Here is a 26816-nt window from a genome sequence, read left to right as displayed (position 1 = left end):
ATCGCCAGCCGCGATGGCATTCAATCACTTACCAGCAGCCATGCACGACGCCTTGGGACCATTGTCCGTCACGCCAGTGACACACTCGGTGCCGATGGCCAAGAATCACCGTCCCGGACGACCACCCGAGAGTGGGGACACGCGCCCCTCTCCCGCCATGATCCTCGACCGGCTCGCCACAGGGGCGGGCCGGGCCGCGCGCATCACTCATACGGAGCACCTGCCCCCTAGATCGGGAACCCATGCCATCTGGCCGGATCGCATCCGGCCAGAAGTGATCTCGGCGATCGAAAAAGCCGGAATCGACCATCCGTGGGCCCACCAGGCCGCCGCAGCGGAGCACGCGCTGGACGGCGAATCGGTCGTGATCGCGACCGGTACGGCCTCCGGCAAGTCGCTCGCCTACCTCGCCCCGGTCCTCAGCACCCTGCTGGAGGGCTCCGAGGCCCCCAACGGCCGCGGGGCGACCGCCCTGTACCTCGCCCCCACCAAGGCGCTCGCCGCCGACCAGCGGCGCTCGGTGAAGGCCCTGGCGGCGCCCCTGGGCAACGCCGTACGGCCCGCGGTCTACGACGGCGACACCCCGGTCGAGGAACGCGAATGGGTGCGCCAGTACGCGAACTACGTCCTGACCAACCCCGACATGCTGCACCGCGGAATCCTGCCGTCCCACCCCCGCTGGTCGTCCTTCCTGCGCGCGCTGCGGTTCGTCGTGATCGACGAGTGCCACACCTACCGGGGCGTCTTCGGCTCCCACGTGGCCCAGGTCCTGCGCCGGCTGCGCCGCCTTTGCGCCCGCTACGGGGCGAACCCGGTCTTCCTGCTCGCCTCCGCCACCGCGGCGGCCCCCTCGGTCGCCGCCGGGCGTCTGACGGGCCTGCCGGTCACGGAGGTGTCCGACGACGCCTCCCCGCGCGGCGAGCTGGTCTTCGCCCTCTGGGAGCCCCCGCTGACCGACCTGCACGGCGAGAAGGGCGCCCCCGTACGCCGTACCGCGACGGCCGAGACCGCCGACCTGCTCACCGACCTGACCGTCCAGGGGGTCCGCTCGGTCGCCTTCGTACGTTCCCGGCGTGGCGCCGAGCTGATCTCGGTCATCGCCAAGGAACGCCTCGCGGAGGTGGACCGCTCCCTGCCGAAGCGGGTCGCCGCCTACCGCGGCGGCTACCTCCCGGAGGAGCGGCGCGCCCTGGAGCGGGCCCTGCACTCCGGCGAGCTCCTCGGCCTGGCCGCCACCACCGCCCTCGAACTCGGCATCGACGTCTCCGGCCTCGACGCCGTCGTCATCTGCGGCTACCCGGGCACCCGGGCCTCCCTCTGGCAGCAGGCGGGCCGCGCCGGCCGGTCCGGGCAAGGCTCCCTGGCCGTCCTGGTCGCCCGGGACGACCCGCTGGACACCTACCTGGTGCACCACCCCGAGGCGCTGTTCCGGCAGCCCGTGGAGTCGACCGTGCTGGACCCGGACAACCCCTACGTCCTGGCCCCCCACCTGTGCGCCGCGGCCGCCGAGCTGCCCCTCACCGAGCCCGACATCGCCCTCTTCGGCCCCGCCGTGCCCGAGCTGCTGCCGCAGCTGGAAACCGCGAAGCTGCTCCGCCGTCGGACCTCGGGCTGGCACTGGACCCGCCGCGAACGGGCCGCCGACCTCACCGACATCCGAGGCGGGGGCGGCCGTCCCGTCCAGATCGTCGAGGAGGGCACCGGCCGTCTGCTGGGCACGGTCGACGCGGCCGCGGCCCACACCGCCGTCCACGAGGGCGCCGTCCACCTCCACCAGGGCCGCACCCATCTGGTCCGGAAGCTGGACCTGGAGGACTCCGTCGCCCTGGTCGAGCAGGCCGACCCCCCGTACTCCACCGTCGCCCGCGACACCACGGCCATCTCCGTCCTGGAGACCGACACCGAGATCCCCTGGGGTCAGGGGCGGCTCTGCTACGGCTCCGTCGAGGTCACCAACCAGGTCGTGTCCTTCCTCCGCCGCAAGCTGATGACCGGTGAGGTCCTGGGCGAGACCAAGCTCGACCTGCCGCCGCGCACCCTGCGCACCCGCGCGGTCTGGTGGACCGTCACCGAGGACCAGCTCGACGCCGCCCGGATCAACCCGGAGATCCTCGGCGGCGCACTCCACGCCGCCGAACACGCGTCGATCGGCCTGCTCCCGCTCTTCGCCACCTGCGACCGCTGGGACATCGGCGGCGTCTCGATACCGCTGCACCCGGACACCCTGCTGCCGACGGTCTTCGTGTACGACGGCCACCCGGGCGGCGCCGGATTCGCCGAACGCGCCTTCCACACCGCCCGTACGTGGCTGACCGCGACCCGGGAAGCCATCGCCTCGTGCGAGTGCGAGGCGGGCTGCCCGTCCTGCATCCAGTCCCCCAAATGCGGCAACGGCAACGAGCCCCTGCACAAGCGGGGCGCCGTACGCCTCCTGACCGAACTCCTCAGGGGGGCGCCACCGGAGGCCCGGCCGGAAACCTGACAGATCAGGTCGGCGGCACGGACAAACCCCATTCCTGCCGAGCGCGGGCCCTGCTCGAATCGCTGAGCTTCTCCAGGCAGGTACGCGTGCGAACCGGCTCTCGTGGAATTGGAGGCGACGGCCTTGCCCGCCGACTTGTTGCAGATCTTCGACAGGAATGAACTCCTGCTCACATCAGGTCCCTTGGGGAGGAACCCGAAGAGGCATTGTCTCAAAGGGCAAAGGGGAGACCCGCATTCAGAACGCCTCACCCCATGCCATAACGTGTCGCACGACCACCTCCCCCGGAGCGGGAAGACGAACTGTTGAGCATGCCCAGCAAACGCACGACCCTCCCCCTGGCCGCTGCCGGCGTGGCTGTCGCCGCCGTTCTGGTCTTCGTCGTCACCAAAGAGCCCCATTACAACGTCCGGCCGGGCGCCCAGTCCGGCAACGCCCATTGCGGACGCATAGCGGAAAACGCTCCCGCCAAACTGGCAGGGCACACCAAGAACGCCACCAAACTGGCGGGCGTCGCGCTCTGGGGTGACAGCAACATCGTTCTGCGCTGCGGCGTGACCGACATCGGTCCCATCTCAGACCCCTGCTTCGCGGCCGGCGGCGTCGACTGGGTCATCGACACCACACGGTCCACCGACACCCAGAAGGTGATCCTCACCTACGGCCGCACCCCGGCCACAGAGGTCACCGTCACTCACTCCCCCAAGGCACCCGACGAGATCCTCGGCGAGCTCTCGGCCCTCATCGCGCCGATCACGCAGACCTCGGAGTGCACCCGGTCGGAGTGAGAACCTGCCGTTCCGGGGGACGAAGCGCCGGTGGACAGCGCGTTCGTGACGGGCATCTTCGCCCTCTTCAGCCTCCAGCCCCGGCGGCGTGGGGGCTTGTCCGGGTGGCGCTCGGGGACCCGCCGGAGGGGCGGCCCGGGCCCGGACAGCGGGCGCGTAACGCCCGAGGCTCGACCGGGCGACCACATCGGCGATCTCCCCCTGCACCGAGCAACGGACGAGCACCGCCTTCTGCGCCAGGGCCACCCTGCGGGCCGCCTCGCACGCGGCCTCCGGCCCCTCCAGCGCCCGGTCCGCTGCCGCGAGTGCCGCCAAATCCGCTGCACCACCGGCCCGGTGACGTGCGGTCACGGCCTGCCCCAGCTCAAGCACAAGGGCGAACACCGCGCACAGGGCCACGGTGGTGACAGCCACCCACACCGTCGCCACCCCCCGGTCCGCTCCCCGGAACCGCTCCCCACCCAGCCCCCCGCCTTCAGAGCCCATCAGCTTCACGGCACAACACCCCCCACCGTTTCCTCGGCCAGGGCGGCTGCCTCGGCGCGCAGCGTCACGGCCAGCGCCGCCGGCCCCGGAGTGGGCGCCTCCACCGTTACGCGCCACATCCCCCCGGCTCTCCCCACCCCGACCCGGGCCCCACGGGGCGCGGCATCACGCGTGGCCGTAAGCACCGCCGCCTCAGGCTCCGAACGGGCCGCAGCCCTGGCCCCCGCCCGTGCCGCGTCCACACACCGGATCTGGACCGAGGCCGCCGCCAGCGCCCAGAGCAACGCCATGGCGAAGGCCACCAGCACCGGGATCACCACAGCCGCCTCCGCCGTCACCGCCCCACGATCCCGAAGCCTGCACACGCTCTGACGTCCGGACCCGGCCTCAGGACGTCTGCGCCGGCGTCCGGCTCCGGCTCCGGCTCCGGCCTCAGAACTTCGCATCGAGTGCGCCCTCGATCATGGACTGCATCGCCGACATGACCGGCCCGCTGTTGACCACCTTGTAGAGCACCGCGGCGAAGGCGCACGCGGCGATGGTGCCCACCGCGTACTCGGACGTGGTCATCCCGCGATCGGACGACTCGCCCAGCCGTCCCTGCCACCGCGCGACCCGCGTCGCCGCCGAGCGGCCCGCCGACCGAGTCGCCCGCGCTGTGCGGCAGAGCACGCCATCCGCGTGCCCCTCTCCTCCCGTTCGCCCCTCGCCTTCCCTTCGCTCCGTCAGTTCCGTGCGTCCTTCGAACTTCTTGTTCATTTCGTCCCCCGACGGGCATCGATCGACAGCGAGCAGGCGTCCGAACGGAACGCCCGTGAATCGTGAACAGAGGCCGTGCGGCCTAACCCGTGGCCAGCAGTCCGCCGGCCAGGCCGATGATCACCGGCGCCACCCCGACCGCCAGGAAGGCGGGGAGGAAGCACAGTCCGACCGGCGCGGTGATCAGGACCCCGGCCCGCTGAGCGCGAGCCACAGCGGCACCGGCCTGCTCGGCGCGCATCGCCTCGGCCAGCCTGGCGACCGGCTCCGCCGCCGGGGCCCCGGTAGACCCGGCCCGGTGCAGACAGCGGGCCAGCGGTCCGGCGCCCGGTATCGCCCCGAGCCGCCCCCACGCCTCGGCGGGCTCCCCTCCGAGACGGATCTCCGCGGCGACCCGGACAAGCCGGTCGCCGACCGGGCCGCCGATGGACTCACCGACCGCCTCCGCCGCCTCTCGGGGCCCGGCACCTACGGCGATGCACGCCGCCAGCAGATCGGCGGCCAGAGGGAGCTGCCCGGCGATCGCGGCCCGCTCCTCACGGGACTCGCCCGGGCCGGGCCGGGGCCGGGACCGCAGCCACCGCCACGTCCCGTACGCCGCCGCCGCACCGACGGCACACCCCATCAGGCCGCCGATCAGGAACCATCCGGCCAGCCAGGCGCCGGCCGGAGCGGCCCACCGCAGGACACCGGCACGAGCCCCGGCCCCGCCCCCGGAATCAGCACTCACACCGGCACCGGCACCGGCGCCAAGCACCGTCCGGGCGCCGTCCCCCGTCCGAGCAGCATCCCCAGCCGCCCGGAAACCCTCCCCACCCATCCGATCTCCGCCGCCCTTCCAGGCCCGTACGACCGCCGTCCGGGACCACCAGCCGGCCCCCACAGCCGGTGCGGCCTCCAGCAGCAGGGCGCCCCGGCCACGCACCACCCGGCTCCGGCGCCCCGCCGCCACGGTGAGCGCCAGCTGCGCCGCGGACCCCGACAGCGCCCCCACCATCCCCAGGCTGTGGAGAACTTCTCCCGTCGCGCTCATGGCGCCTCCCCTCCCCGCACGATCCGGCAAGCCCAGAAGAGTCCCGCCGCTTCCAGGAGGCCCCCCACCGCCAGGCAGAACAGTCCGCCCGGCGTATGGAGCAGCACCCTCAGCGGGTCCGCTCCCAGCGCGGCGCCCAGCCCCAGACCCGCCACCGGCAGCAGGGCCAGAACCACGACGGTCGACCAGGCCCCCGCCAACTGGGCCCGCAGCTCCTCCCGTCTGCGCCGGTCGGCCCGTAACGCCGTTTCCAGACGGTCCAGGCCCGCCACGAGACCGGCTCCGCCGTCCACCGCCACCTGCCAGCACGCCGCCATCCCGGACAGGCCTCCCAGCCCCGGCCCGGCCGCCGCCTGCCGCAACGCCCCGGGCACGTCTCCCCCGAAGCGCGCGGCCGCGAGCACAGCTGCCTCCGCATCCCCGAGCCACGCCCCGCCGCCCGGCCCGCCTCCGCCCCGTGGCTCCCCGTCCGCCGCGCACTCCCTCAGCCCGGCCGACAGGGCCTGGCCCGGCTCGTGGCCGGCCCGCAGCTCCCCGACCACGGCCGCGCACAACGCCGCCACCGAGTCCGCCGCCCGCTCGCACTGCCGTCGCCGGGCACGACCCCGCATCCATCTCCGTACCAACGGCACCGCCACGGCTCCGGCGATCAGCGGCAGCACCGAAGCCCCCAGCACGGCCAGCACCACCGCCACCGGAACGCACCACCACTCGCGCCGCTCCACCACCAGCCCTCGCGCCTTGAGCAGGACGCGCCACGATCGCCACGCCCGCCACGGCTCGGCCGGACCGTCCACGAACAGCACCCGCGCCCGTCGGGCCCCGGGCTTCCGCATCGCGACCAGCCATACGGCCGCGCCCGCGCAGAGGGCCGCCGCATGCGCCGCGTATCCCGCGGTTCCCCCCGTCACAGCGCACCCCCGATCAGCGGCTCCAGCCGCGCCCAGCCGGGCTCCGGGACGAACCCGTCGGCGCCCCAGCTCAGAGCGGGCACGGTGAACACCAGGCCGGCCGCGTCCCGCTCCAGGACGTGCACGTCGGCGATCCGTCGCCGTCCGGCCCGGTCCCGTACGAGATGGACGACCACCGAGAGCGCGGCCGCCAACTGGCTGTGTAAAGCCGTTCGGTCGAGGCCTGCGGCGGTCCCGAGCGCCTCCAGCCGGGCGGGCACGTGCTCGGCGGCGTTCGCGTGGACCGTGCCGCAGCCGCCCTCATGGCCGGTGTTCAAGGCAGCCAGCAGCTCCGTCACCTCAACACCTCTGACCTCACCCACCACCAGTCGGTCGGGCCGCATCCGCAGCGCCTGGCGCACCAGGTCGCGCAAGGTCACCCGGCCCGCGCCCTCCTGGTTGGCGGGGCGGGACTCCAGGCGCACCACATGGGGGTGATCGGGGCGCAGTTCGGCAGAGTCCTCGGCGAGCACGATCCGTTCGTCCGCACCGACGGCGCCCAGCATGCTGGCGAGGAGGGTCGTCTTGCCCGCCCCGGTCCCACCGCTGATCAGGTACGAGAGACGGGCCTCCACCATGGCCCGCAGGATCCGGTCGCCACCCGGCGGCACGGTCCCGGCCTCCACCAGCTCCACCAGGGAGAAGGCCCGCGGGCGCACCACCCGCAGGGAGAGGCAGGTCGAGCCGACGGAGACCGGGGGCAGCACGGCGTGCATCCGCGTCCCGTCCGGCAACCGCGCGTCCACCCACGGCCGGGCATCGTCCAGCCTCCTGCCCGCGACGGCGGCAAGCCGCTGGGCCAACCGCCGGACCGCCGCCGCGTCCGGGAAGGTGATCCCCGTCAGCTGAAGCCCGCCGCCCCGGTCCACCCACACCCGGTCGGGCGCGGAGACCAGCACATCGGTCACCTCGGGGTCCGCGAGCAACGGCTCCAGCACGCCGGTCCCGACGAGTTCGCCGCGCAGCTCGGCCGCGGCCCCGAGCACCTCCGCATCGCCCAGCAGCCGCCCCTGGGCCCGAAGCGCGGCCGCCACACCGGCAGGTGTCGGCGCGTCACCACTGCGCGCCAGCCGTTGGCGCACGGCATCCAGGAGCGTATCGGTCATGGGGTGCCTCCCCCGGCCGGAGCCACGGTGGCACCGGGCTCCCCCGCTGCTGCCACCGCCTGCTCCCAGAACTCCGCGCAGAAGCGGGCGAGCGGGCCGCGGGCGCTGCCGCCCGGTGGCATTCCGGCGTCCTGGGCGGCCATGAGGTCGGGCTCCGGGGGCAGTTCACCGACGAGCGGCAGGCCGATGGCCTGGGCCACCCAGCGCTCGTCGAGACCTGCCGCATACGGTCCCCGCGCCACCACCCGCATGTCGTCCAGCACCATGCGAACCGTGGACGCCACGCGCTGGGCAGCCGCGACCGCCCTCAGCTCGCCCGGCACCACGAGCAGGCCGAGGTCGAGCTGGGCCAGGGCTTCCGCGACGCCCTCGTCCACCCGGCGCGGCAGATCGACGACCACCACCCCGCCGAGCCGGCGCGCGGCAGCCAGGACCGCCCGCACGGCCTGCGGGGCGATGGTCACCTCGTCGTCACGGCCCCAGCTCAGCACCCGCAGTCCATGGAGCGCGGGCAAGGAATCCTCCAGGGCCCCACCGCCGAGGCGCCCCTTGGAGTGGGCGAAATCCGGCCACCGCATGCCCTCGGCCCGCTCTCCGCCGAGGAGGACGTCGATACCTCCGCCCAAAGGGTCCGCGTCGATCAGCATCGTCCGCCGGCCGGACCTCGCCGCGCTGACGGCGAGGGCACAGGCCAGCGTCGACGCGCCGGAGCCGCCCCGTCCGCCGATCACCCCGACGGTGAGCGCGGGCCTGCCGACGCCCTCCGCCGCATTGGCGATCTGGTCGACGAGCCAGCCCTCCGAATCCGGCAGCCGCAACACGTATTCGGCCCCGATCTCGACCGCCCGCCGCCAGACGTCCGGGTCGTCCTGGTCCCGCCCGACCAGCATCACCCCCCGTCTGCGGGCGGCCCCGCGGCACCGTGCGGCGGCGTCGTCGCCCACCAGGACCATGGGAGCCCGCTCCCAGCCACCCCGCTGCCCGGGCGGCCCGTGATGAACCTCCGGCTCCGCGCCGGCCGCGGCGCAGAGCCGCAGCAGATCATCGAGCAACTCCACGTCTTCCGTCACGATCAGCGGTCCGCCGCGTCGCCCTTCGGCGACCGTCAGCCCTTCTCGCGTGAGGGATCCAGCCACGATCTCCGCCCCCTTCTCACTGCCCCTTCAGTGCGGTTCGCGGCGATCTCGGGCGTTTCCGAGATGCGCGATTCCGGTACCCGCGGACTTCGCGGGAGGAATCAACGTGCAGCACCCCGGAAAAACATGTGGATCTTGCTCGAAAACTGTGGACAACTTCGGCGTTGTGAATAACTCCGTCACCCGAACCAGCGACTTCCGGAGCGCAGCCCCACTGCTACACACTGTGACGAGACGAGGCTCACGTCGACGCCTCGCACGAGAGGGCCCCGCAGGGTCCGGAAGGGAGGGAGGCATGGAGCCCGGGCGTCGGAAATGCATCCGGACATGCGACGACCCCCGCCGGGGGGGAGAGCGGGGGTCGTCCCCACGGCCGACTCGGGGGGGGAGGAGCCGGACCGGGGTTGGCACGGTCGCGAACGATCCGTGACTTCCATGGTGTACCCGAGGGCCCTCTCAGGCAAACCCACGCGCCGGATTTTACGCCGAATGGCGGCCCCCTATGCTCAGCGTTGTGGAAAACTGCTTCTCGCCGCGCACAGCAGCCTTCTTTGACCTGGACAAGACGGTCATTGCGAAGTCTTCGACGCTGACCTTCAGCAAGTCCTTCTACCAAGGCGGACTGATCAACCGCCGTGCCGTACTGCGCACCGCGTACACACAGTTCGTGTTCCTGGCCGGGGGCGCCGATCACGAGCAGATGGAGAAGATGCGTGCCTACCTCTCCGCCCTCTGCAAAGGATGGAACGTCCAGCAGGTCAAGGAGATCGTCGCCGAGACCCTGCACGACCTGATCGACCCGATCATCTACGACGAGGCGGCCACCCTCATCGAGGAACACCACACGGCCGGCCGCGACGTGGTCATCGTCTCGACCTCCGGCGCGGAGGTCGTCGAACCGATCGGCGAACTGCTGGGCGCCGACCGTGTCGTCGCCACGCGCATGGTCGTCGGCGACGACGGCTGCTTCACGGGAGAGATCGAGTACTACGCCTACGGGCCGACCAAGGCCGAAGCGGTCAGGGCGCTCGCCGTCTCGGAGGGGTACGACCTTTCGCGCTGCTACGCCTACAGCGACTCGGCGACCGATGTGCCGATGCTGGAAGCGGTCGGCCACCCGCACGCCGTCAACCCCGACCGCGCGCTGCGCCGCGAAGCGACCCTTCGCGAGTGGCCGATTCTCGTCTTCAACCGCCCGGTCCGACTGAAACAACGGCTCCCTGACTTCTCCATGCCGCCGCGTCCGGCACTCGTGGCCGCCGCCGCGGTCGGCGCCGCAGCCATCACCGCAGGGCTCGTCTGGTACGCGAGCCGTAGGCGTACCGCCGGGTCGGCACTCCCCTGCTGAGGCAACCCGCGACCCGCGAAGCCGAGCGACACGCGACCCGGGGGAACGGAGCCCCCGGGCTACCGGGCTACCGGGCTACCGGGCTACCGGGCAGCCGGGCAGCCGGACCACCCGCACCACCGTCCGATTCGCCCTTTATTGAACCTAAAAGTAAAGAAGTGCGGCCAGGGCTTTCCCTTCCCCGGGTCCTGGAGTACAAAGGATTCAACGGCCCGCGAGACCAAGGACATCCGTGAGGATGACCTGCAACGCTGTGACGGCCCCACGGACCGAGCACGAAAGCCGAGCACCCACGCGACGTCGACCCGTCGATTACGGGCCAGCCGCACCAGGTGACGGGCAAAGCACCCGACCTGATGGGCAATTTACGAGGACGCTTGGTAACTGGGCGGACGTGCCAGCGGCGGTACCGCATTCCGGTACCGCCGCAACCCTTTCCGGGGCCCTCCCCGGGCCTTCCCTCCCGGCCGGACGCCCCGGGCCCCGCCCGCCGCCTACGCCGCGCCGCGCTGGAGGGCCTCGCAGACCGCCGTCGACTCGCGGACGCCCAACTCCACCGAGCGGCCGCAGTGCGCGATCCACGCGGCCACGCCTTCCGGGGTCCCCGTCGTGTACCCCTCGAACGCCGCGACGTACGCCGCCCGCCCCTGTTCCGCGTGGCCCACCTCGGCGGGGCAGATGGACTTGGGGTCCAGTCCGCTGCCGATCAGCACGATGCGCTCGGCGGTCCGCGCCACCAGGCCGTTGTGCGAGCCGAAGGGGCGCAGCGCCAGCAGTTCGCCGTGGACCACCGCGGCCGTCACCAGGGCGGGGGCCGCGGTGCCCGCGATGATCAACTGCGACAGGCCCTCGAGCCGTCCGGCCACCTCGTCGGCGCCGGGGAGCGGCGTCTCGATCAGCGGCTCGTCGACGGACTCCCCGGCCAGCCGCGGGCGGCCGACCGCGTCGTCGGGCGCGGCCCCGCCGGCCGCCACCAGGTGCAGCCGGGCCAGCACCCGCAGCGGCGACTGCCGCCAGATGGAGAGCAGTTGCCCGGCCTCCGCGGTGAGCCGCAGCGCGGCTCCGACCGTGCGCGCCTCGTCCTCACCGCTGAAGTCGGTGCGCCGGCGCACCTCCTCCAGGTTCCAGTCGGCACCGGCGAGCGCCGCCGACCCCCGAGAGCCCCGCAGCGCGGCCTCGGCCGTGACCTCGTTGCTGCGGCGGCGCATGACGCGGTGACCGTAGACCCGGTCGACGGCCTTACGTACGGAGTCCACGGCATCGGACACTCCGGGCAGGGAACCGAGCGTGGCGAGCGGGTCTGAGGCAGTCGTACTCATAAGTAGCGAGGCTACGCGCCCCCTACACCCGGACCGCCCTCAAGTGGCCATCTTCACGAACATCGACAGCACAACGCGATCGGTCCACTACCCTAGGTGAACATGAAGATCGCTTTCGTCGGGAAGGGCGGCAGCGGTAAGACCACGCTGTCCTCGCTCTTCATCCGCCACCTCGCCGCCAACGAAGCCCATGTCGTCGCCGTCGACGCCGATATCAACCAGCACCTGGGGGCCGCCCTCGGCCTCGATGAGGCGGAGGCGGCCGCGCTGCCCGCCATGGGAGCGCACCTCCCCCTCATCAAGGACTATCTGCGCGGCACCAACCCCCGGATCGCCTCCGCCGAGACGATGATCAAGACGACGCCGCCCGGCGAGGGCTCGCGGCTGCTGCGGGTCTGCGAGGACAACCCGGTCTTCGACGCCTGTGCGCGTACGGTCCGGCTCGACGACGGGGACATCCGGCTGATGGCCACCGGCCCGTTCACGGAGTCCGACCTCGGGGTGGCCTGCTACCACTCCAAGGTCGGGGCCGTCGAGCTCTGCCTCAACCACCTGGTGGACGGCCCGGACGAGTACGTCGTGGTGGACATGACGGCGGGGTCGGACTCGTTCGCCTCGGGGATGTTCACGCGCTTCGACATGACGTTCCTGGTCGCGGAGCCGACCCGCAAGGGGGTGTCGGTGTACCGCCAGTACAAGGAGTACGCACGGGACTTCGGCGTCGCGCTGAAGGTCGTCGGCAACAAGGTGCAGGGCCCGGACGACCTGGACTTCCTGCGCGCGGAGGTCGGCGACGACCTGCTGGTCGGGGTGGGCCACTCCGACTGGGTGCGGTCCATGGAGAAGGGGCGGCCGTCCCGGTTCGAGCTGCTGGAGGCGGACAACCGGATGGCCCTGCAGGCCCTCCAGGACGCCGCCGAGGACTCGTACGGGCTGCGCGACTGGGAGCGCTACACCCGGCAGATGGTGCACTTCCACCTGAAGAACGCGGAGAGCTGGGGCAACGAGAAGACGGGCGCCGATCTGGCCGCTCAGGTCGACCCCTCCTTCGTACTCGGTGAGCGGCGGGCCGGAGCGGGCGTCCCGGCACCCGCCTAGCCCGTACGGAACCGCCCGCAGGGCCGCCCTCCCGCAGCGCCGCCCTACCCGCCGCACCGCGCCGTCACCCCGGCACATTCGACCGGGGTGACGGGAAGGGGCCGTGAGGTCCTAGTCGGCGTCGCGGGCCGCCGGCTCTCCGGCCTCCGGGCCTGCCGCCTTGCCCTTCTCGGCCTTCGGGGCGGCCGCGGCCTGGGCGCCGAGGTAGGTCTTCCACCCCTCCTTGGGCGCCTCGCCCACGCCGAGCGTGGCGAGCTTGGCCAGCGCCTGCGGGTCCTGCGCGTCCAGCCAGTCCGCCAGCTGCCGGAAGGAGACGCAGCGGACCTCTTCCTTGGTGCACACCTTCGCGATGGTCTCCTCGATGGCGCGCATGTAGGTGCCGCCGTTCCAGGACTCGAAGTGGTTGCCGATGATCAGCGGCGCCCGGTTGCCGTCGTACGAGCGGTCGAAGGCCTGGAGCAGGCCGTCGCGCATCTGGTTGCCCCAGAACTCATGCTGGGAGGGGTCGCCCTGGGTGGTCGTACCGGACTGGTTGACCATGAAGTTGTAGTCCATGGAGAGGGTCTCGAAGGCGCGGCCGGGCATCGGGACGAGCTGGAGCGGGATGTCCCAGACGCCGTCCTTCTTCTTGGGCCAGACCTGGTTGCCGACGCCGCTGGAGTCGTAGCGGAAGCCCATGTCGCGGGCCGCGGCGACCATGTTCTTCTGCCCTTCGAGGCAGGGGGTGCGGGCGCCGATCAGCTCCTGGTCGTAGTCGAAGGGGAGCGGGGCCTCGCCCTTCAGCTCCGGGGCGTTGGTCTTCCAGTTCTTGACGAAAGCTTTCGCCTGGCTGATCTCGCTCTTCCACTCCTCGACGGACCAGGTGCCCACACCGCCGTCCGGGCCGCAGAAGTGGCCGTTGAAGTGGGTGCCGATCTCGTTGCCGTCCTTCCAGGCGGCGCGCACCTCGGCGAGGGTGTCGCGGATGCCCTCGGTGTCGTTGAAGCCGATGTCGGAACGGCCCGCCGAGTGCTGCGGCGGAGCGTAGAGGGATCGTTTCTCCTCAGGCAGGAGATACACACCGCTGAGGAAGTACGTCATGGTGGCGTTGTACTTCTTGGCGACGCCGCGGAAGTGCGAGAAGAGCTTCTGGCTGTCCTCCCCGGCACCGTCCCAGGAGAACACCACGAACTGCGGGGGCTTCTGACCCGGCGCCAGGCGCTGGGCGGCCGGCAGCTTGGGCTGGGCGCCGGTGAAGGCGGTGGAGCCGTCCCCGATGAGCTTGACGGCGTTCTTCGGGGCGGACTTCGGAGCGTTCTCCTTCGCGCCGTGGGCCCCCTTCTCCGCGCCCGCACCCGCCCCGCCGGGCTCGGAACCTCCGGAGCCCGCACCGGAACAGCCCGCGAGTACGGCGACCAGCGCCGCGGTCATGACGCCCGAGGCGATCCTCTTCGTGGCGGCCATCATCCGCCCACCCTCTTCCTTGCAGGTCATTTGCGTTGAGTGCCGACGCGGCGCGGCCAAACTCGCACGGGACCCTGCATGGAGGAGAGCGACATACCGAATGAAAAGCTGCCTATTCACTGGAATGGGCGAGGAAACGACCTGAATGCCACACAGACGAAGGGCAGGCGAAGGGCAGGCGAAGCCAACGCGGGACGCCCGCCCTGAACCGGACAGCCCCCGGACCCGTGAGACCTGATGACCCCATTCCGCTCAGCGACTTTGCGCCAAACGTCGTGAACACGCGTCGTAAAGCCGCCCTGACCAGCGGAGCGGGATCATGCTTCCATACACGAAGACACAGGTCTAAACCAATTCCCGGCAGACACTTGTCACCTGGCCTCGCGCCTGATGAGCTATGCCCCGGGACACAACGGACACCCTGGGACTGGGAGAAGTCGTGAGCAACGAGAGCCTGGCCAACCTGCTTCGGGAAGAGCGGAAGTTCGCTCCACCTGCCGCTCTGGCCGCCAATGCCAACGTCACCGCAGAGGCGTACGAGCAGGCCGAGGCGGACCGGCTGGGCTTCTGGGCCGAGCAGGCCCGCCGCCTGACGTGGACCACCGAGCCGACCGAGACCCTCGACTGGAGCAACCCGCCCTTCGCGAAGTGGTTCGCGGACGGCAAGCTGAACGTCGCGTACAACTGCGTGGACCGGCACGTCGAGGCGGGCAACGGCGACCGGGTCGCCATCCACTTCGAGGGCGAGCCCGGCGACAGCCGCGCCATCACCTACGCGGAGCTGAAGGAAGAGGTCTCCCGGGCCGCCAACGCGCTGACCGAGCTGGGCGTCAGCAAGGGTGACCGGGTCGCCGTCTACCTGCCGATGATCCCCGAAGCCGCCGTCGCGATGCTGGCCTGCGCCCGCATCGGCGCCACGCACTCGGTGGTCTTCGGCGGCTTCTCCGCCGACGCCATCGCCACCCGTATCCAGGACGCGGACGCCAAGGTCGTCATCACCGCCGACGGCGGCTACCGCCGCGGCAAGCCCTCCGCGCTCAAGCCCGCGGTCGACGACGCCGTCTCCCGTATCGAGAGCGTCGAGCACGTCCTCGTGGTCCGCCGCACCGGTCAGGACACCGCCTGGACCGAGGGCCGCGACGTCTGGTGGCACGAGATCACCGCCCGGCAGTCCGCCGAGCACACCCCCGAGGCCTTCGAGGCGGAGCAGCCGCTCTTCATCCTCTACACCTCGGGCACCACGGGTAAGCCGAAGGGCATCCTGCACACCTCGGGCGGCTACCTCACCCAGGCGGCCTACACCCACCACGCGGTCTTCGACCTCAAGCCGGAGACCGACGTCTACTGGTGCACCGCCGACGTCGGCTGGGTGACCGGCCACTCATACATCGTCTACGGGCCGCTGGCCAACGGCGCGACCCAGGTCATGTACGAGGGCACCCCGGACACCCCGCACCAGGGCCGGTTCTGGGAGATCGTGCAGAAGTACGGCGTCACGATCCTCTACACGGCGCCGACCGCGATCCGTACGTTCATGAAGTGGGGTGACGACATCCCCGCCAAGTTCGACCTGAGCAGCCTCCGCGTCCTCGGTTCGGTCGGTGAGCCGATCAACCCCGAGGCGTGGATGTGGTACCGGAAGAACATCGGCGCCGACAAGTGCCCGATCGTGGACACCTGGTGGCAGACCGAGACCGGCGCGATGATGATCTCGCCGCTGCCGGGCGTGACGGAGACCAAGCCGGGATCCGCCCAGCGCGCCCTGCCGGGCATCGCCGCCACCGTCGTCGACGACGAGGCGAACGAGGTGCCCGACGGCGGGGGCGGCTACCTCGTCCTCACCGAGCCGTGGCCCTCCATGCTCCGCACCATCTGGGGCGACGACCAGCGGTTCCTCGACACCTACTGGTCACGCTTCGAGGGCAAGTACTTCGCGGGCGACGGCGCCAAGAAGGACGAGGACGGCGACGTCTGGCTGCTCGGCCGCGTCGACGACGTCATGCTCGTCTCCGGCCACAACATCTCGACCACCGAGGTCGAGTCGGCGCTCGTCTCCCACCCGTCGGTCGCCGAGGCGGCCGTGGTCGGGGCGAACGACGAGACGACCGGCCAGGCCATCGTCGCGTTCGTGATCCTGCGGGGCACGGCGACCACCTCCGACGAGCTGGTCGCGGAGCTGCGCAACCACGTCGGCGCCACGCTCGGCCCGATCGCGAAACCGAAGCGCGTCCTGCCGGTCGCCGAGCTGCCCAAGACGCGCTCCGGAAAGATCATGCGCCGCCTGCTGCGCGATGTCGCCGAGAACCGCGAGCTGGGCGACGTCACCACGCTCACCGACTCCTCGGTGATGGACCTGATCACCACCCAGCTGCCGTCCTCCTCGTCCGACGAGGACTGAGCAGGCTTCCTCAAAAACTGAGAAAGATCTTCTTGTACGGCTCCGATGGGCATCCGGCACCGCGCCGGATGCCCATCGGAGCTCCCGTACAGTGAAGGGCGTGCCACCTGCGACGTCGTAGCGACACGACACCGCCGTAGGGGCGAAAGAATCTCACAGGGGCGCCGGGAAGTCTGGTCGGCAGGGTCATCAACCATGGCATCATGCCGTTCCCCAACCGGAGGTTCCCCCTCGTGGCACCGCCCACCCCTGCCCCGCCCACGCCGCCCGGGCGCACCCTGCTCGGCAGGCTCCCTCTCCCCGAGCGCACCTATCTGGCCGACGCGCTCCGCACCGAGACCGTCGGCGGTGTCCTGCTCCTGGTGGCCGCCGTCGCGGCACTCATCTGGGCCAACACCTTCGGCAGCTCGTACGAAGCGGTCAGTGACTTCCACTTCGGGCCCGGCTTCCTCGGACTGGACCTCTCCGTGGCGCACTGGGCCGCGGACGGAATGCTCGCGATCTTCTTCTTCGTGGCAGGCGTCGAGCTGAAGCGGGAACTGGTGGCCGGCGAATTGCGGGACCCGAAGGCAGCCGCCCTGCCCGTGGTGGCGGCCCTCTGCGGCATGGCGGCACCCGCCCTGGTCTACACCCTTACGGTGGTCATCGGCGGCGGTTCACTCGCCGGCTGGGCCGTGCCCACCGCCACGGACATCGCCTTCGCCCTCGCCGTCCTCGCGGTGATCGGCACCTCGCTGCCGTCGGCGCTGCGCGCCTTCCTCCTCACCCTGGCCGTCGTCGACGACCTCTTCGCCATCCTGATCATCGCCGTCTTCTTCACGTCGGACCTGAACTTCCTGGCTCTGGGCGGGGCAGTCGCCGGCCTGGTCGTCTTCTACCTGCTGCTGCGCTTCGAGGTCCGCGGCTGGTACGTGTACGTGCCCCTGGCGCTGACGATCTGGGCCCTGATGTACAACAGCGGCGTCCACGCCACCATCGCCGGTGTCGCGATGGGCCTGATGCTGCGCTGCACCCGCCGGGAGGGCGAATCCCACTCGCCCGGGGAGCACATCGAGCATCTGGTCCGGCCGATCTCGGCCGGGGTCGCCGTACCGCTGTTCGCCCTGTTCGCGGCAGGGGTCTCCATGAACGGCGAGGCGCTGGCAGGCGTCTTCACCCGGTCCGAGACCCTCGGCGTCGTGCTGGGCCTCGTCGTGGGTAAGACCATCGGCATCTTCGGCGGCACCTACCTCGCGGCTCGCTTCACCAAGGCCGAGCTGAACAAGGACCTGGCCTGGGCCGACGTACTCGCTCTCGCGTCCCTGGCGGGCATCGGCTTCACCGTCTCCCTCCTGATCGGTGAGCTGGCGTTCACGGACGACACCGAGATGACCAACGAGATCAAGGCCGCCGTGCTCATCGGTTCGCTGACCGCGGCCCTTCTCGCCTGCGTACTGCTCCGGATACGCGTCCGCAAGTACCGTGCCCTCCTCGACGCCGAAGAGCTGGATGAGGACGGCTCCGGGGTGCCGGACGTCTATGAACAGGACGATCCGGGGTACCACCTGCGGATGGCCGCGATCTACGAGAAGAAGGCGGCCGAACACCGCCGTCGCGCCCAACAGGCGGGGGCAACGCGCAACGAGCCGGACAGTCCGGCATGATCTGACATCAGGTGTGTCGAAGACGGAGAGGGAGTCAGGGATGAGCGACCCCGGCAACTACGTGGGCAGCGCGGACCGCAGCATCGGGCAGTTGGTCGCCGCGGCGACGGCCGAGATGTCCGCGCTGGTGCACGACGAGATCGCCCTGGCGAAGGCGGAGGTACGCCAGGACGTCAAGCGCGGGGCGATCGGCAGCGCGGCGTTCATCGCGGCGGGGGTGCTGCTCCTCTTCACGATGCCGATGCTGAGCTTCGCGGCCGCGTACGGCATCCACAACCTGGGGCTCGGCCTGGCGTGGTCGTTCCTGATCGTGGCCGGCGCCTTCATCCTGCTGGCCGCCCTGATCGGGTTCATCGGCCTGCGGAAGTTCAAGAAGATCAAGCCGCCGGAGAAGTCCATCGCCTCCGCCAAGCAGACCGCCGCCGTCCTGCAGAAGGCGAAGCCGCACCCCCGCCCGGCCATCGAGGCCGACGCGATCCTCCGGCGCTCCGGCTCCAGCCTCGCGGCCGGTACGGGCGTGGAGGCCCTGCCGGCGGGTAAGGACAAGCCCTCCGCTGTGGCACGCTCGTCCACATGACGGTTCCCGATTCCAGCGCATCCGGTCCGGCGGGCTCGGCGAGCCCGGCCGGCGCCGGAGGCCCCGTACGGCTCGACGGCCCCTGGACCCACCGCGACGTGGCGGCCAACGGCGCACGGTTCCACATCGCCGAGATGGGCGAGGGGCCGCTGGTCCTCCTGCTGCACGGGTTCCCGCAGTTCTGGTGGACCTGGCGCCACCAGCTGCCCGCGCTCGCCGACGCGGGCTTCCGGGCCGTCGCGATGGACCTGCGCGGGGTGGGCGGCAGTGACCGGACACCGCGCGGTTACGACCCCGCCAACCTGGCTCTCGACGTCACCGGGGTGATCCGCTCCCTCGGCGAGCCGGACGCGGCCCTGGTCGGCCACGACCTGGGCGGCTACCTCGCCTGGACGGCCGCCGTGATGCGGCCCAAGCTGGTGCGCCGGCTCGCCGTCTCGTCCATGCCCCACCCGCGCCGCTGGCGCTCCTCGATGCTGTCCGACTTCGCGCAGTCGCGGGCAGGCTCGTACATCTGGGGTTTCCAGCGCCCCTGGCTGCCGGAGCGTCAGCTCGTCGCGGACGACGCCGCCCTGGTGGGCCGGCTGGTCCAGGACTGGGCCGGGCCCCGCACGCCGGAGTTCCCCGACGAGGAGACCCTGGCCGTCTACCGGCGGGCGATGAGCATCCCCTCGACGGCGCACTGCTCGATCGAGCCGTACCGCTGGATGGTCCGCTCGATGGCGCGTCCGGACGGGGTCCAGTTCAACCGGCGGATGAAGCGGCCCGTGCGCGTGCCCACCCTGCACCTGCACGGATCACTCGATCCGGCGGTCCGGACCCGGAGTTCGGCGGGGTCCGGCGAGTACGTCGAGGCGCCCTACCGGTGGCGACTTTTCGACGGTGTCGGTCACTTCCCCCACGAGGAGGATCCGATCGCCTTCTCCACCGAACTCATCAACTGGCTCAAGGATCCCGAGCCCGACCGGTAGCCGCGCACCCGCCAGGGGCACAGCCGTGCGACGAACAGCCACTTGCCTGCCGCATAAGCCAATTGGCTGACTCGCGCACGATTACCGACCTTGGGTCACGGGCAGACGTCGGGGTATGGGCTGGACGCACGACTTCACTGACGAAGCACGCAACCGCCGCTCCACCGCGACAGCCGGTGCGAGCACTCATGAGGGGGGCGGCCCCCTGGGCCGGGTGCACCAAGTGCAGGACCTTCATCATCACCGGATCGGGAATCACCGCCTCGGGATCTCGCGCATCCTCCGCCGTCGGGCCCGCTGGGTCTCTGCGCGGCTGCGCCACCCCCGTAGCTGATCTCTCCGGTATCGCCATCTCCTGACAACCCCGCCCCCCGCCGATCCGCGTGTGCTGACCGGCGGGGGTCTTTCAGGGCTGGGGGCTTTCAGGGCGGGGGGCTTTCAGGGCCTGGGCCGCCTCAGAGGGCGCAGCCCTGGCTGTCGACCTGTTGGTTGGCCGTGCGGCCGATCTCGATGTCCTCGCGGATCTCGTCGGCCGTCAGCGCGTATCCGGTGTCCGGGTCGTCGAGCGATTTGGCGAACACCACTCCGTACACCTTGCCGTCCGGAGTGAGCAGCGGGCCGCCGGAGTTGCCCTGGCGCACGGTCGCGTAGAGGGAGTAGACGTCGCGCAGGACGGTGCCCCGCTGGTAGATGTCGGGGCCGTTGGCGTCGATACGGGCGCGGACGCGGGCGGAGCGGACGTCGTAGGCGCCGTTCTCCGGGAAGCCGGCGACGATCGCGCTGTCGCCGCTCTGCGCGTCGTCGTTCGGGCCGGTGAACTCCAGGGGCGTGGCCCTGAGGTCGGGGACGTCCAGGACCGCGATGTCGCGCTGCCAGTCGTAGAGGACCACCTTGGCGTCGTAGAGCCGGCCCTCGCCGCCGATCTGGACGGTCGGCTCGCTGACGCCGCCCACGACGTGGGCGTTGGTCATCACCCGGCGGCCGGAGAAGACGAAGCCCGTGCCTTCGAGGACCTTGCCGCAGCTCGGGGCCGTACCGACGACCTTGACGATCGACTTCTTGGCGCGGGCGGCGACCGGGCTGCCCACCAAGGCCGGGTCCGGGGGCTTGACCTCGGTGATCGGCTCGTTGGCGAAGGGGCTGAAGACCTGCGGGAAGCCGTTCTGCGCGAGGACGGAGGAGAAGTCCTGGAACCAGGGCGGCGGCTGTTGGGGCATCACCCGGGAGATCCCGAGGAGGACCGAGGAGTTGCGGACCTCCTTGCCGAGGGTCGGCAGCGAGGTACGGGCCAGCGGCAGGGCGATCAGCCAGGCGACCAGCAGCATGGCCACCACGTTCACCAGGGCGCCGCCGGTGGCGTCCAGCGCGCGGGCGGGCGACCAGGTGATGTATCTGCGGAGCTTGTTGCCCAGGTGGGTGGTGAAGGCCTGGCCGATCGAGGCGCAGACGATGACGATGACGACCGCGCCGATGGCGGTCGCGGTGGAGACCTCCGCCCCCTCGGTCACCCGGTCCCAGATGATCGGCAGCAGATAGACGGCGACGAGACCGCCCCCGAGGAAGCCGATCACCGACAGGATGCCGACGACGAAACCCTGTCGGTAGCCGATGACCGCGAACCATACGGCGGCGAGCAGCAGCAGGATGTCCAGCACGTTCACCGTCAATAGCCTCGCAGTTTCGTCACCTGGCCCGTCGGGGGTGACGGGGTCCGGGCCGGGCCCGGTACAGCGCAGCAGGACAGCCAGCGTGTCATGCGCGCCAGTCGAGCGGCACCTGTCTGGCCCGGTCCCACGGGCGTTCCCAGCCCGCGTAGTGCACGATCCGGTCGATCACTCCGGCCGTGAATCCCCAGACCAGGGCCGATTCGACCAGGAAGGCCGGGCCGCTGTGGCCGCTCGGATGGACGGCCGTGGCCCGGTTGGCCGGGTCCGTGAGATCCGCCACGGGAACGGTGAAGACCCGGGCCGTCTCGGCCGGATCGACCACCCCGACCGGGCTGGGCGCACGCCACCAGCCGAGGACGGGCGTCACGACGAAGCTGCTGACGGGGATGTACAGCCGGGGCAGCACGCCGAAGAGCTGGACGCCCCGGGGGTCGAGGCCGGTCTCCTCCTCGGCCTCGCGCAGCGCGGCGCGCAGCGGCCCGGTGGTGGCCTGGTCGCCGTCGTCGGGGTCGAGGGAGCCGCCGGGGAAGGACGGCTGGCCGGGGTGCGAGCGCAGGGTGCCGGCGCGCTCCATCAGCAGCAGCTCGGGGCCGCGCGCCCCTTCGCCGAAGAGGATCAGCACGGCGGACTGCCTGCCCGCCCCGCTCTCGGGCGGCAGGAAGCGGCTGAGCTGCTGCGGGCGGACGCTGCGGGCGGCCTGGGCCACGGGGTCGAGCCAGGCGGGCAGGCCCGCGGTGGTCACGTCGACCGCCGCGCGGTCGAGCGCCGCGCGGGTGTCCGCGTCCGCGTCGGTGTCTACGACTGCGTCCGCGACTGCGTCCGCATCCGTGCGCGTGTGCGTGTGCGTGTGTGTCACCGGCACCCCCCTCGTTGCCCTGGTTTCACAACGCCTGTCGTCGGCCATTTCGTTCCGAGCCATTCCGTGGTTCGTCGTGGTGCGCCGTGATGCGCCGTGGTTCGCCGTGGTTCGCCGGGAGCGTGCTCGATGCCGCACTCCCTCAGACGGCCCCGAGCGCGGGAGCGGGCTTGCCCGGGAAGTCGGGGGGCGGACTGAGCCGCTGGCCCGGATAGCCGCCCATCTCGTACTTCAGCAGCTTCCTGGCCTTCTCGGGGTCGGTCTCCCCTTCACCGTACGAAGGACAGAGCGGCGCGATGGGGCAGGCGCCGCAGGCCGGTTTCCGAGCGTGGCAGATACGGCGGCCGTGGAAGATCACCCGGTGCGAGAGCATCGTCCACTCGCTCTTCGGGAAGATGTCGGCGATCACCGCCTCGACCTTCACCGGGTCCTCCTCGTCCGTCCACTTCCAGCGCCGGACCAGACGGCCGAAGTGCGTGTCCACGGTGATGCCGGGGACCCCGAAGGCGTTGCCCAGCACCACGTTGGCGGTCTTGCGGCCGACGCCGGGGAGCTTGACCAGGTCCTCCAGGCGGCCGGGGACCTCGCCGCCGAAGTCGTCCCGCAGGGCGGCGGAGAGGCCGAGGAGCGACTTGGTCTTGGCCCGGAAGAAGCCGGTCGGCCGGATCAGCTCCTCCATCTCCTCCGGATCGGCCGCCGCCATGTCCTCGGGCGTCGGATAGGCGGCGAAGAGCGCGGGGGTGGTCTGGTTGACCCTCAGGTCGGTGGTCTGGGCGGAGAGGACCGTGGCGACGAGCAGCTCGAAGGGGTTCCGGAAGTCCAGCTCGGGGTGGGCGTACGGATAGACCTCGGCAAGCTCCCGGTTGATGCGGCGGGCGCGGCGGACCAGCGCGAGGTGCGACTCGCCCTTGGGGATCTTGGGCGCCTTGGGTGTCTTGGGTGCCTTGGGCGCCTTGGGTGCCTTGGCTGCGGTTCCGGTCTTCGACGATGTCACTGCGGGCCTCCTGGCCATCTCACGGACCGCTTTCCCGGGCCCTCCGGAGAGCCATTTGCGGCACTCTCCGGGCGAACCGGGGAGTGTTCGCCCACAGCGGAATCAGGCCTTCCCGACACCCCATCAGCCCCCTCGGCCCGTGTACTCCCCGGCATTCTGGACACCCGGCCAGCCTAGAGCCAGCCACTGACAACCGCCCCGGTCACCGCGTATCCACCCCCGATCGGCCCCCTGCCGTAGGGACCGGCACGCCCGTGCGTCAAACTGGTTTGTGATTGATCGCACTGTTTTACCGTCCGGCATGATGGGGACCACGGTTCCCTGAACAGGCCGACAAGGAGAGAACTCGTGGACGACGTTCTGCGGCGCGCCCCGCTTTTCGCGGCGCTCGATGATGAGCAGGCCGCGGAGCTCCGCGCCTCGATGAGTGAGGTGACCCTCGCGCGCGGCGACGCGCTTTTCCACGAGGGCGACCAGGGTGACCGCCTGTACGTGGTCACCGAGGGCAAGGTGAAGCTCCACCGCACCTCGCCCGACGGGCGCGAGAACATGCTGGCCGTGCTCGGTCCCGGCGAGCTGATCGGTGAGCTCTCGCTCTTCGACCCCGGCCCGCGTACGGCGACCGCCTCCGCGCTGACCGAGGTCAAGCTCCTCGGCCTCGGCCACGGCGACCTGCAGCCCTGGCTCAACGCCCGGCCCGAGGTCGCCACCGCGCTGCTGCGCGCGGTCGCCCGGCGCCTGCGCAAGACCAACGACCAGATGTCCGACCTGGTCTTCTCCGATGTGCCGGGCCGTGTCGCCCGCGCCCTCCTGGACCTGTCGCGCCGCTTCGGCGTCCAGTCGGAGGAAGGCATCCACGTCGTGCACGACCTCACCCAGGAGGAGCTGGCCCAGCTGGTCGGCGCCTCCCGCGAGACGGTCAACAAGGCCCTCGCGGACTTCGCGGGCCGTGGCTGGCTGCGCCTGGAGGCCCGCGCGGTCATCCTGCTGGACGTGGAGCGCCTCGCGAAGCGCTCGCGCTGACCCGTCGCGTGATGTGACCTGCTGAACGTACTGAGGCCCCGCGCCGACCGGATGCACTCCGGCCGACGCGGGGTCCTTTACGTTCACACGGCCGCCCTAGATGAGCCCGTGCCCCGCGAGGTACTCCAGCTGGGCCCGTACCGACAGCTCGGCGGCCGGCCACAGGGAGCGGTCCACGTCGGCGTAGACCCGGGCCACCACGTCCGACGGCGTACGGTGGCCCGCCTCGACCGCCGTCTCGACCTGGGCCAGCCGGTGCGCGCGGTGGGCCAGGTAGAACTCCACGGCCCCCTGCGCGTCCTCCAGGACCGGCCCGTGGCCCGGCAGCACCGTGTGCACGCCGTCGTCGACCGTCAGCGAGCGCAGCCGCCGCAGCGAGTCCAGGTAGTCGCCGAGCCGCCCGTCCGGGTGCGCGACCACCGTCGTACCGCGGCCCAGGATCGTGTCGCCCGTCAGCACCGCCCGGTCGGCGGGCAGATGGAACGAGAGCGAGTCGGCGGTGTGGCCCGGCGTCGGGACCACGCGCAGCTCCAGGCCGCCGGTGGTGATCACATCGCCCGCCCCGAGGCCCTCGTCCCCCAGCCGCAGCGCCGGATCCAGGGCCCGTACGTTCGTCCGCGTCAGCTCGGCGAACCGCCCCGCGCCCTCCGCGTGATCAGGATGGCCGTGCGTGAGCAAAGTAAGGGCCACGCGTCGCCCCGACCGCTCCACCGCGTCGATCACGGCCCTCAGGTGTCCGTCATCGAGGGGCCCCGGGTCGATGACGACGGCGAGATCGGAGCCGGGCTCCGCGACGATCCAGGTGTTCGTGCCGTCGAGCGTCATCGCGGACGGGTTCGGTGCGAGGACGTTGACCGTACGGGCGGTCGCGGGCCCGGAGGCCACGATTCCGCGCGGCTGTCCCGGGAGGGCGGCTGCGTCGCTCATGCCGCACCCCCGCTCTCGCCCGCCTTGGAGCCCTCGCCCGCCGTGGACATCCCGCCCGCCGTCGGTACGTGCTTGGTGAACTCGTCGTGCCCCGGCCAGCTCAGCACCAGCTCATCCCCCTCCAGACGGGCCTGCGCGAGTACGGGAGTCATGTCCTGGACGTCCGCCGCCCCGAGCGCCTCGGCGGCCGTCCTGAACGGCGTCAGGGCCCGCAGCGTCGACACGGTGGGCGGCATCATCAGCAGCTCGCCCAGGTCGTAGCGGCGGGCCGCCTCGGCCGGGGCGATCCACACCGTACGGTCCGCCTCCGTGGAGACGGCCCGGGTGCGCTGCCCCTCGGGGAGCGCGGCGACGAAGAACCAGGTGTCGTACCGCCGCGGTTCGAACTCCGGGGTGATCCAGCGCGCCCAGGCGCCCAGCAGGTCCGAGCGGAGCAGCAGCCCGCGCCGGTCCAGGAACTCCGCGAAGGACAGATCGCGGGCGACCAGCGCCTCCCGGTCGGCCTCCCAGTCGGCCCCGGTCGTATCGCCGACCACCGTCCCGGCACTCTCCCCGGCGAGCAGGACGCCCGCCTCCTCGAAGGTCTCGCGGACCGCCGCACAGACGATGGCCTGCGCCTCGGTGACCGACGCCACGCCGAGCCGGGCGGCCCAGTGCTCCAGCGAGGGCCCGGCCCACCCGATCAGCCGGTCGTCGTCGCGCGGATCGACACCGCCACCCGGATAGGCGTACGCGCCTCCGGCGAACGCCATGGAGGTCCGCCGGCGCAGCATGTGCACCACAGGGCCGGGCGTCGCGCCCTGGGGCCCCGGATCGCGGAGCAGCATCACGGTGGCCGCCCGCCGGGGTGCCACGGCCGTCAGCTCACCGGCGGCGAGCGCCCGGATCCGCTCGGGCCATTCCGGGGGGTACCACTGACCTTGGGACATGGCCGGAGGCTATCCGGAACCGCGTCGATGTTCGAGAGGCTCCGTGATCATCACAGGGACCCGACATGCCCCGTACACACCCGATCGTGCCCGCCGCACCCACCATCCGCCCGTCACACACGCGATCCCGCCCGGTCGCGGGGACCGGGCGGGATCGGAGAGCGTACGAGAAGGACGTACGGCAAGGGGCCCTCAGGCGCGTACGGGAAGGGGCCCTCAGGCGTCGACGAGCTCGACCTGGACCTCGACCTCCACCGGGGCGTCCAGCGGCAGCACGGCGACGCCCACGGCGCTGCGTGCGTGCACCCCCTTGTCGCCCAGGACCGCGCCCAGCAGCTCGCTCGCACCGTTGATCACGGCGGGCTGCCCGGTGAAGTCGGAGGCCGAGGCGACGAAGCCCACGACCTTCACGACGCGCTTGATCCGGTCCAGGTCACCGGCGACCGACTTCACGGCGGCCAGGGCGTTGAGCGCGCAGGTCTTCGCGAGCTCCTTCGCCTCGTCCGGCGTGACCTCGGCGCCGACCTTGCCGGTGACGGCGAGCTTGCCGTCCACCATCGGGAGCTGGCCGGAGGTGTACACGTACACCCCGGACTGCACTGCCGGCTGGTACGAGGCCAGCGGCGGCACGACGGCGGGCAGGGTCAGGCCGAGCTCGGCGAGCTGAGCCTCGACGGCGCCCGCCACTAGGCCTTCTCCCGCTTCAGGTAGGCCACGAGCTGCTCGGGGTTGTTCGGGCCGGGAACGACCTGGACCAGCTCCCAGCCGTCCTCGCCCCAGGTGTCCAGAATCTGCTTGGTCGCGTGCACGAGAAGGGGCACGGTCGCGTATTCCCACTTGGTCATGGGCCTGACTGTAACGCCTGGCACGTCCGGTCCCGTGC

The 26816-nt window shown here is 71.5% G+C and carries 25 protein-coding genes and 1 pseudogene; 10 read left to right on the top strand and 16 right to left on the bottom strand.

Annotation, left to right across the window (positions count from 1 at the left end; all coding sequences use genetic code 11):
• Nucleotides 1-13 precede the first annotated feature (13 nt).
• A complete protein-coding gene (locus R2B67_RS19760) occupies nucleotides 14-2482 on the top strand; it encodes a DNA 3'-5' helicase SftH (protein ID WP_317819892.1) in 2469 nt (822 codons plus the stop codon).
• A gap of 311 nt (nucleotides 2483-2793) precedes the next feature.
• Nucleotides 2794-3270 (top strand): DUF3515 family protein, encoded by a 477-nt coding sequence (locus R2B67_RS19755; protein ID WP_317819891.1) that lies wholly within the window; start codon nucleotides 2794-2796, stop codon nucleotides 3268-3270.
• Between the two features lie 126 nt (nucleotides 3271-3396).
• Here the strand turns inward: R2B67_RS19755 and R2B67_RS19750 are convergent.
• The 7 genes and pseudogenes from R2B67_RS19750 to ssd all read right to left on the bottom strand — a co-directional run.
• A pseudogene (locus R2B67_RS19750) lies at nucleotides 3397-3756 on the bottom strand (Rv3654c family TadE-like protein); the annotation flags it as partial.
• A 5-nt stretch (nucleotides 3757-3761) separates the two neighbouring features.
• Nucleotides 3762-4046: a TadE family type IV pilus minor pilin gene (locus tag R2B67_RS36050; protein WP_398869627.1), complete on the bottom strand. Its 285-nt coding sequence runs from the start codon at nucleotides 4044-4046 to the stop codon at nucleotides 3762-3764.
• A 142-nt stretch (nucleotides 4047-4188) separates the two neighbouring features.
• Nucleotides 4189-4428: a DUF4244 domain-containing protein gene (locus R2B67_RS19740; RefSeq protein ID WP_381074628.1), complete on the bottom strand. Its 240-nt coding sequence runs from the start codon at nucleotides 4426-4428 to the stop codon at nucleotides 4189-4191.
• Nucleotides 4429-4597: 169 nt separating this feature from the next.
• On the bottom strand, nucleotides 4598-5548 hold the full coding sequence (locus R2B67_RS19735; protein ID WP_317819889.1) for a type II secretion system F family protein: 951 nt from the start codon (nucleotides 5546-5548) through the stop codon (nucleotides 4598-4600).
• Entirely contained in the window at nucleotides 5545-6459 is a 915-nt protein-coding gene (locus tag R2B67_RS19730; RefSeq protein ID WP_317819887.1) for a type II secretion system F family protein, read from the bottom strand. The genes R2B67_RS19735 and R2B67_RS19730 overlap by 4 nt, the downstream gene beginning before the upstream one ends.
• The gene (locus R2B67_RS19725; protein WP_317819885.1) at nucleotides 6456-7604 is read right to left on the bottom strand and encodes a TadA family conjugal transfer-associated ATPase; all 1149 of its coding nucleotides are present in this window, start codon (nucleotides 7602-7604) and stop codon (nucleotides 6456-6458) included. Before R2B67_RS19725 ends, R2B67_RS19730 begins: the two co-directional genes overlap by 4 nt.
• Nucleotides 7601-8740, bottom strand: a complete 1140-nt coding sequence (gene ssd, locus R2B67_RS19720) for a septum site-determining protein Ssd (RefSeq protein ID WP_317819884.1) — start codon at nucleotides 8738-8740, stop codon at nucleotides 7601-7603. Before ssd ends, R2B67_RS19725 begins: the two co-directional genes overlap by 4 nt.
• A gap of 502 nt (nucleotides 8741-9242) precedes the next feature.
• Between ssd and R2B67_RS19715 the strand changes: the two genes are divergently transcribed.
• Nucleotides 9243-10088 (top strand): HAD family hydrolase, encoded by an 846-nt coding sequence (locus tag R2B67_RS19715; protein ID WP_317819882.1) that lies wholly within the window; start codon nucleotides 9243-9245, stop codon nucleotides 10086-10088.
• A gap of 494 nt (nucleotides 10089-10582) precedes the next feature.
• Here the strand turns inward: R2B67_RS19715 and R2B67_RS19710 are convergent, their stop codons facing one another.
• Nucleotides 10583-11407, bottom strand: coding sequence for a Fic family protein (locus R2B67_RS19710; protein ID WP_317819881.1), 825 nt, complete (start codon nucleotides 11405-11407; stop codon nucleotides 10583-10585).
• 102 nt (nucleotides 11408-11509) lie between these two features.
• Here R2B67_RS19710 and R2B67_RS19705 point away from each other — a divergent pair, with 102 nt between their 5' ends.
• A complete protein-coding gene (locus R2B67_RS19705) occupies nucleotides 11510-12505 on the top strand; it encodes an ATP-binding protein (RefSeq protein ID WP_237326601.1) in 996 nt (331 codons plus the stop codon).
• Nucleotides 12506-12616: 111 nt separating this feature from the next.
• On the opposite strand, the gene R2B67_RS19700 is transcribed toward R2B67_RS19705, so the two are convergent.
• Complete coding sequence (locus R2B67_RS19700) at nucleotides 12617-13951, bottom strand: polysaccharide deacetylase family protein (protein ID WP_317824910.1); 1335 nt, start codon at nucleotides 13949-13951, stop codon at nucleotides 12617-12619.
• Between the two features lie 394 nt (nucleotides 13952-14345).
• Between R2B67_RS19700 and acs the strand changes: the two genes are divergently transcribed.
• The 5 genes from acs to R2B67_RS19675 all read left to right on the top strand — a co-directional run bounded on the left by acs (nucleotide 14346) and on the right by R2B67_RS19675 (nucleotide 19871).
• Complete coding sequence (acs, locus tag R2B67_RS19695) at nucleotides 14346-16346, top strand: acetate--CoA ligase (protein WP_317819879.1); 2001 nt, start codon at nucleotides 14346-14348, stop codon at nucleotides 16344-16346.
• Between the two features lie 203 nt (nucleotides 16347-16549).
• Nucleotides 16550-17989, top strand: coding sequence for a Na+/H+ antiporter NhaA (gene nhaA, locus R2B67_RS19690; protein ID WP_317819878.1), 1440 nt, complete (start codon nucleotides 16550-16552; stop codon nucleotides 17987-17989).
• 40 nt (nucleotides 17990-18029) lie between these two features.
• Nucleotides 18030-18566: a phage holin family protein gene (locus R2B67_RS19685; protein WP_317819876.1), complete on the top strand. Its 537-nt coding sequence runs from the start codon at nucleotides 18030-18032 to the stop codon at nucleotides 18564-18566.
• The gene (locus R2B67_RS19680; RefSeq protein ID WP_018514210.1) at nucleotides 18563-19537 is read left to right on the top strand and encodes an alpha/beta fold hydrolase; all 975 of its coding nucleotides are present in this window, start codon (nucleotides 18563-18565) and stop codon (nucleotides 19535-19537) included. Before R2B67_RS19685 ends, R2B67_RS19680 begins: the two co-directional genes overlap by 4 nt.
• A gap of 115 nt (nucleotides 19538-19652) precedes the next feature.
• A complete protein-coding gene (locus R2B67_RS19675; protein ID WP_317819874.1) occupies nucleotides 19653-19871 on the top strand; it encodes a hypothetical protein in 219 nt (72 codons plus the stop codon).
• Between the two features lie 121 nt (nucleotides 19872-19992).
• Here R2B67_RS19675 and R2B67_RS19670 read toward each other — a convergent pair whose 3' ends face one another.
• The 3 genes from R2B67_RS19670 to nth all read right to left on the bottom strand — a co-directional run bounded on the left by R2B67_RS19670 (nucleotide 19993) and on the right by nth (nucleotide 22949).
• Nucleotides 19993-21198: a MarP family serine protease gene (locus R2B67_RS19670; RefSeq protein ID WP_076967212.1), complete on the bottom strand. Its 1206-nt coding sequence runs from the start codon at nucleotides 21196-21198 to the stop codon at nucleotides 19993-19995.
• A 91-nt stretch (nucleotides 21199-21289) separates the two neighbouring features.
• Nucleotides 21290-22066, bottom strand: coding sequence for an NUDIX hydrolase (locus R2B67_RS19665; RefSeq protein WP_381074620.1), 777 nt, complete (start codon nucleotides 22064-22066; stop codon nucleotides 21290-21292).
• 136 nt (nucleotides 22067-22202) lie between these two features.
• Nucleotides 22203-22949, bottom strand: coding sequence for an endonuclease III (gene nth / locus R2B67_RS19660; protein ID WP_381074631.1), 747 nt, complete (start codon nucleotides 22947-22949; stop codon nucleotides 22203-22205).
• A gap of 453 nt (nucleotides 22950-23402) precedes the next feature.
• Between nth and R2B67_RS19655 the strand changes: the two genes are divergently transcribed.
• Complete coding sequence (locus R2B67_RS19655; RefSeq protein ID WP_003967450.1) at nucleotides 23403-24077, top strand: Crp/Fnr family transcriptional regulator; 675 nt, start codon at nucleotides 23403-23405, stop codon at nucleotides 24075-24077.
• A gap of 96 nt (nucleotides 24078-24173) precedes the next feature.
• Here R2B67_RS19655 and R2B67_RS19650 read toward each other — a convergent pair whose 3' ends face one another.
• From R2B67_RS19650 to R2B67_RS19635, 4 genes are all read right to left on the bottom strand, one after another.
• Nucleotides 24174-25004, bottom strand: a complete 831-nt coding sequence (locus tag R2B67_RS19650; protein WP_317819870.1) for an MBL fold metallo-hydrolase — start codon at nucleotides 25002-25004, stop codon at nucleotides 24174-24176.
• Nucleotides 25001-25933, bottom strand: coding sequence for an NUDIX hydrolase (locus tag R2B67_RS19645; RefSeq protein ID WP_317819869.1), 933 nt, complete (start codon nucleotides 25931-25933; stop codon nucleotides 25001-25003). Before R2B67_RS19645 ends, R2B67_RS19650 begins: the two co-directional genes overlap by 4 nt.
• Nucleotides 25934-26149: 216 nt before the next feature.
• Nucleotides 26150-26620, bottom strand: coding sequence for a RidA family protein (locus R2B67_RS19640; protein WP_018514204.1), 471 nt, complete (start codon nucleotides 26618-26620; stop codon nucleotides 26150-26152).
• Entirely contained in the window at nucleotides 26620-26778 is a 159-nt protein-coding gene (locus R2B67_RS19635; RefSeq protein ID WP_003967454.1) for a Sp36 family protein, read from the bottom strand. Before R2B67_RS19635 ends, R2B67_RS19640 begins: the two co-directional genes overlap by 1 nt.
• Between the last annotated feature and the right edge of the window lie 38 nt (nucleotides 26779-26816).

Origin of the sequence: Streptomyces cyaneofuscatus (genome assembly GCF_033109485.1) — a bacterium.
GTDB classification, from domain to species: domain Bacteria; phylum Actinomycetota; class Actinomycetes; order Streptomycetales; family Streptomycetaceae; genus Streptomyces; species Streptomyces cyaneofuscatus.
This window is presented reverse-complemented; position numbering and strand designations above follow the sequence as displayed.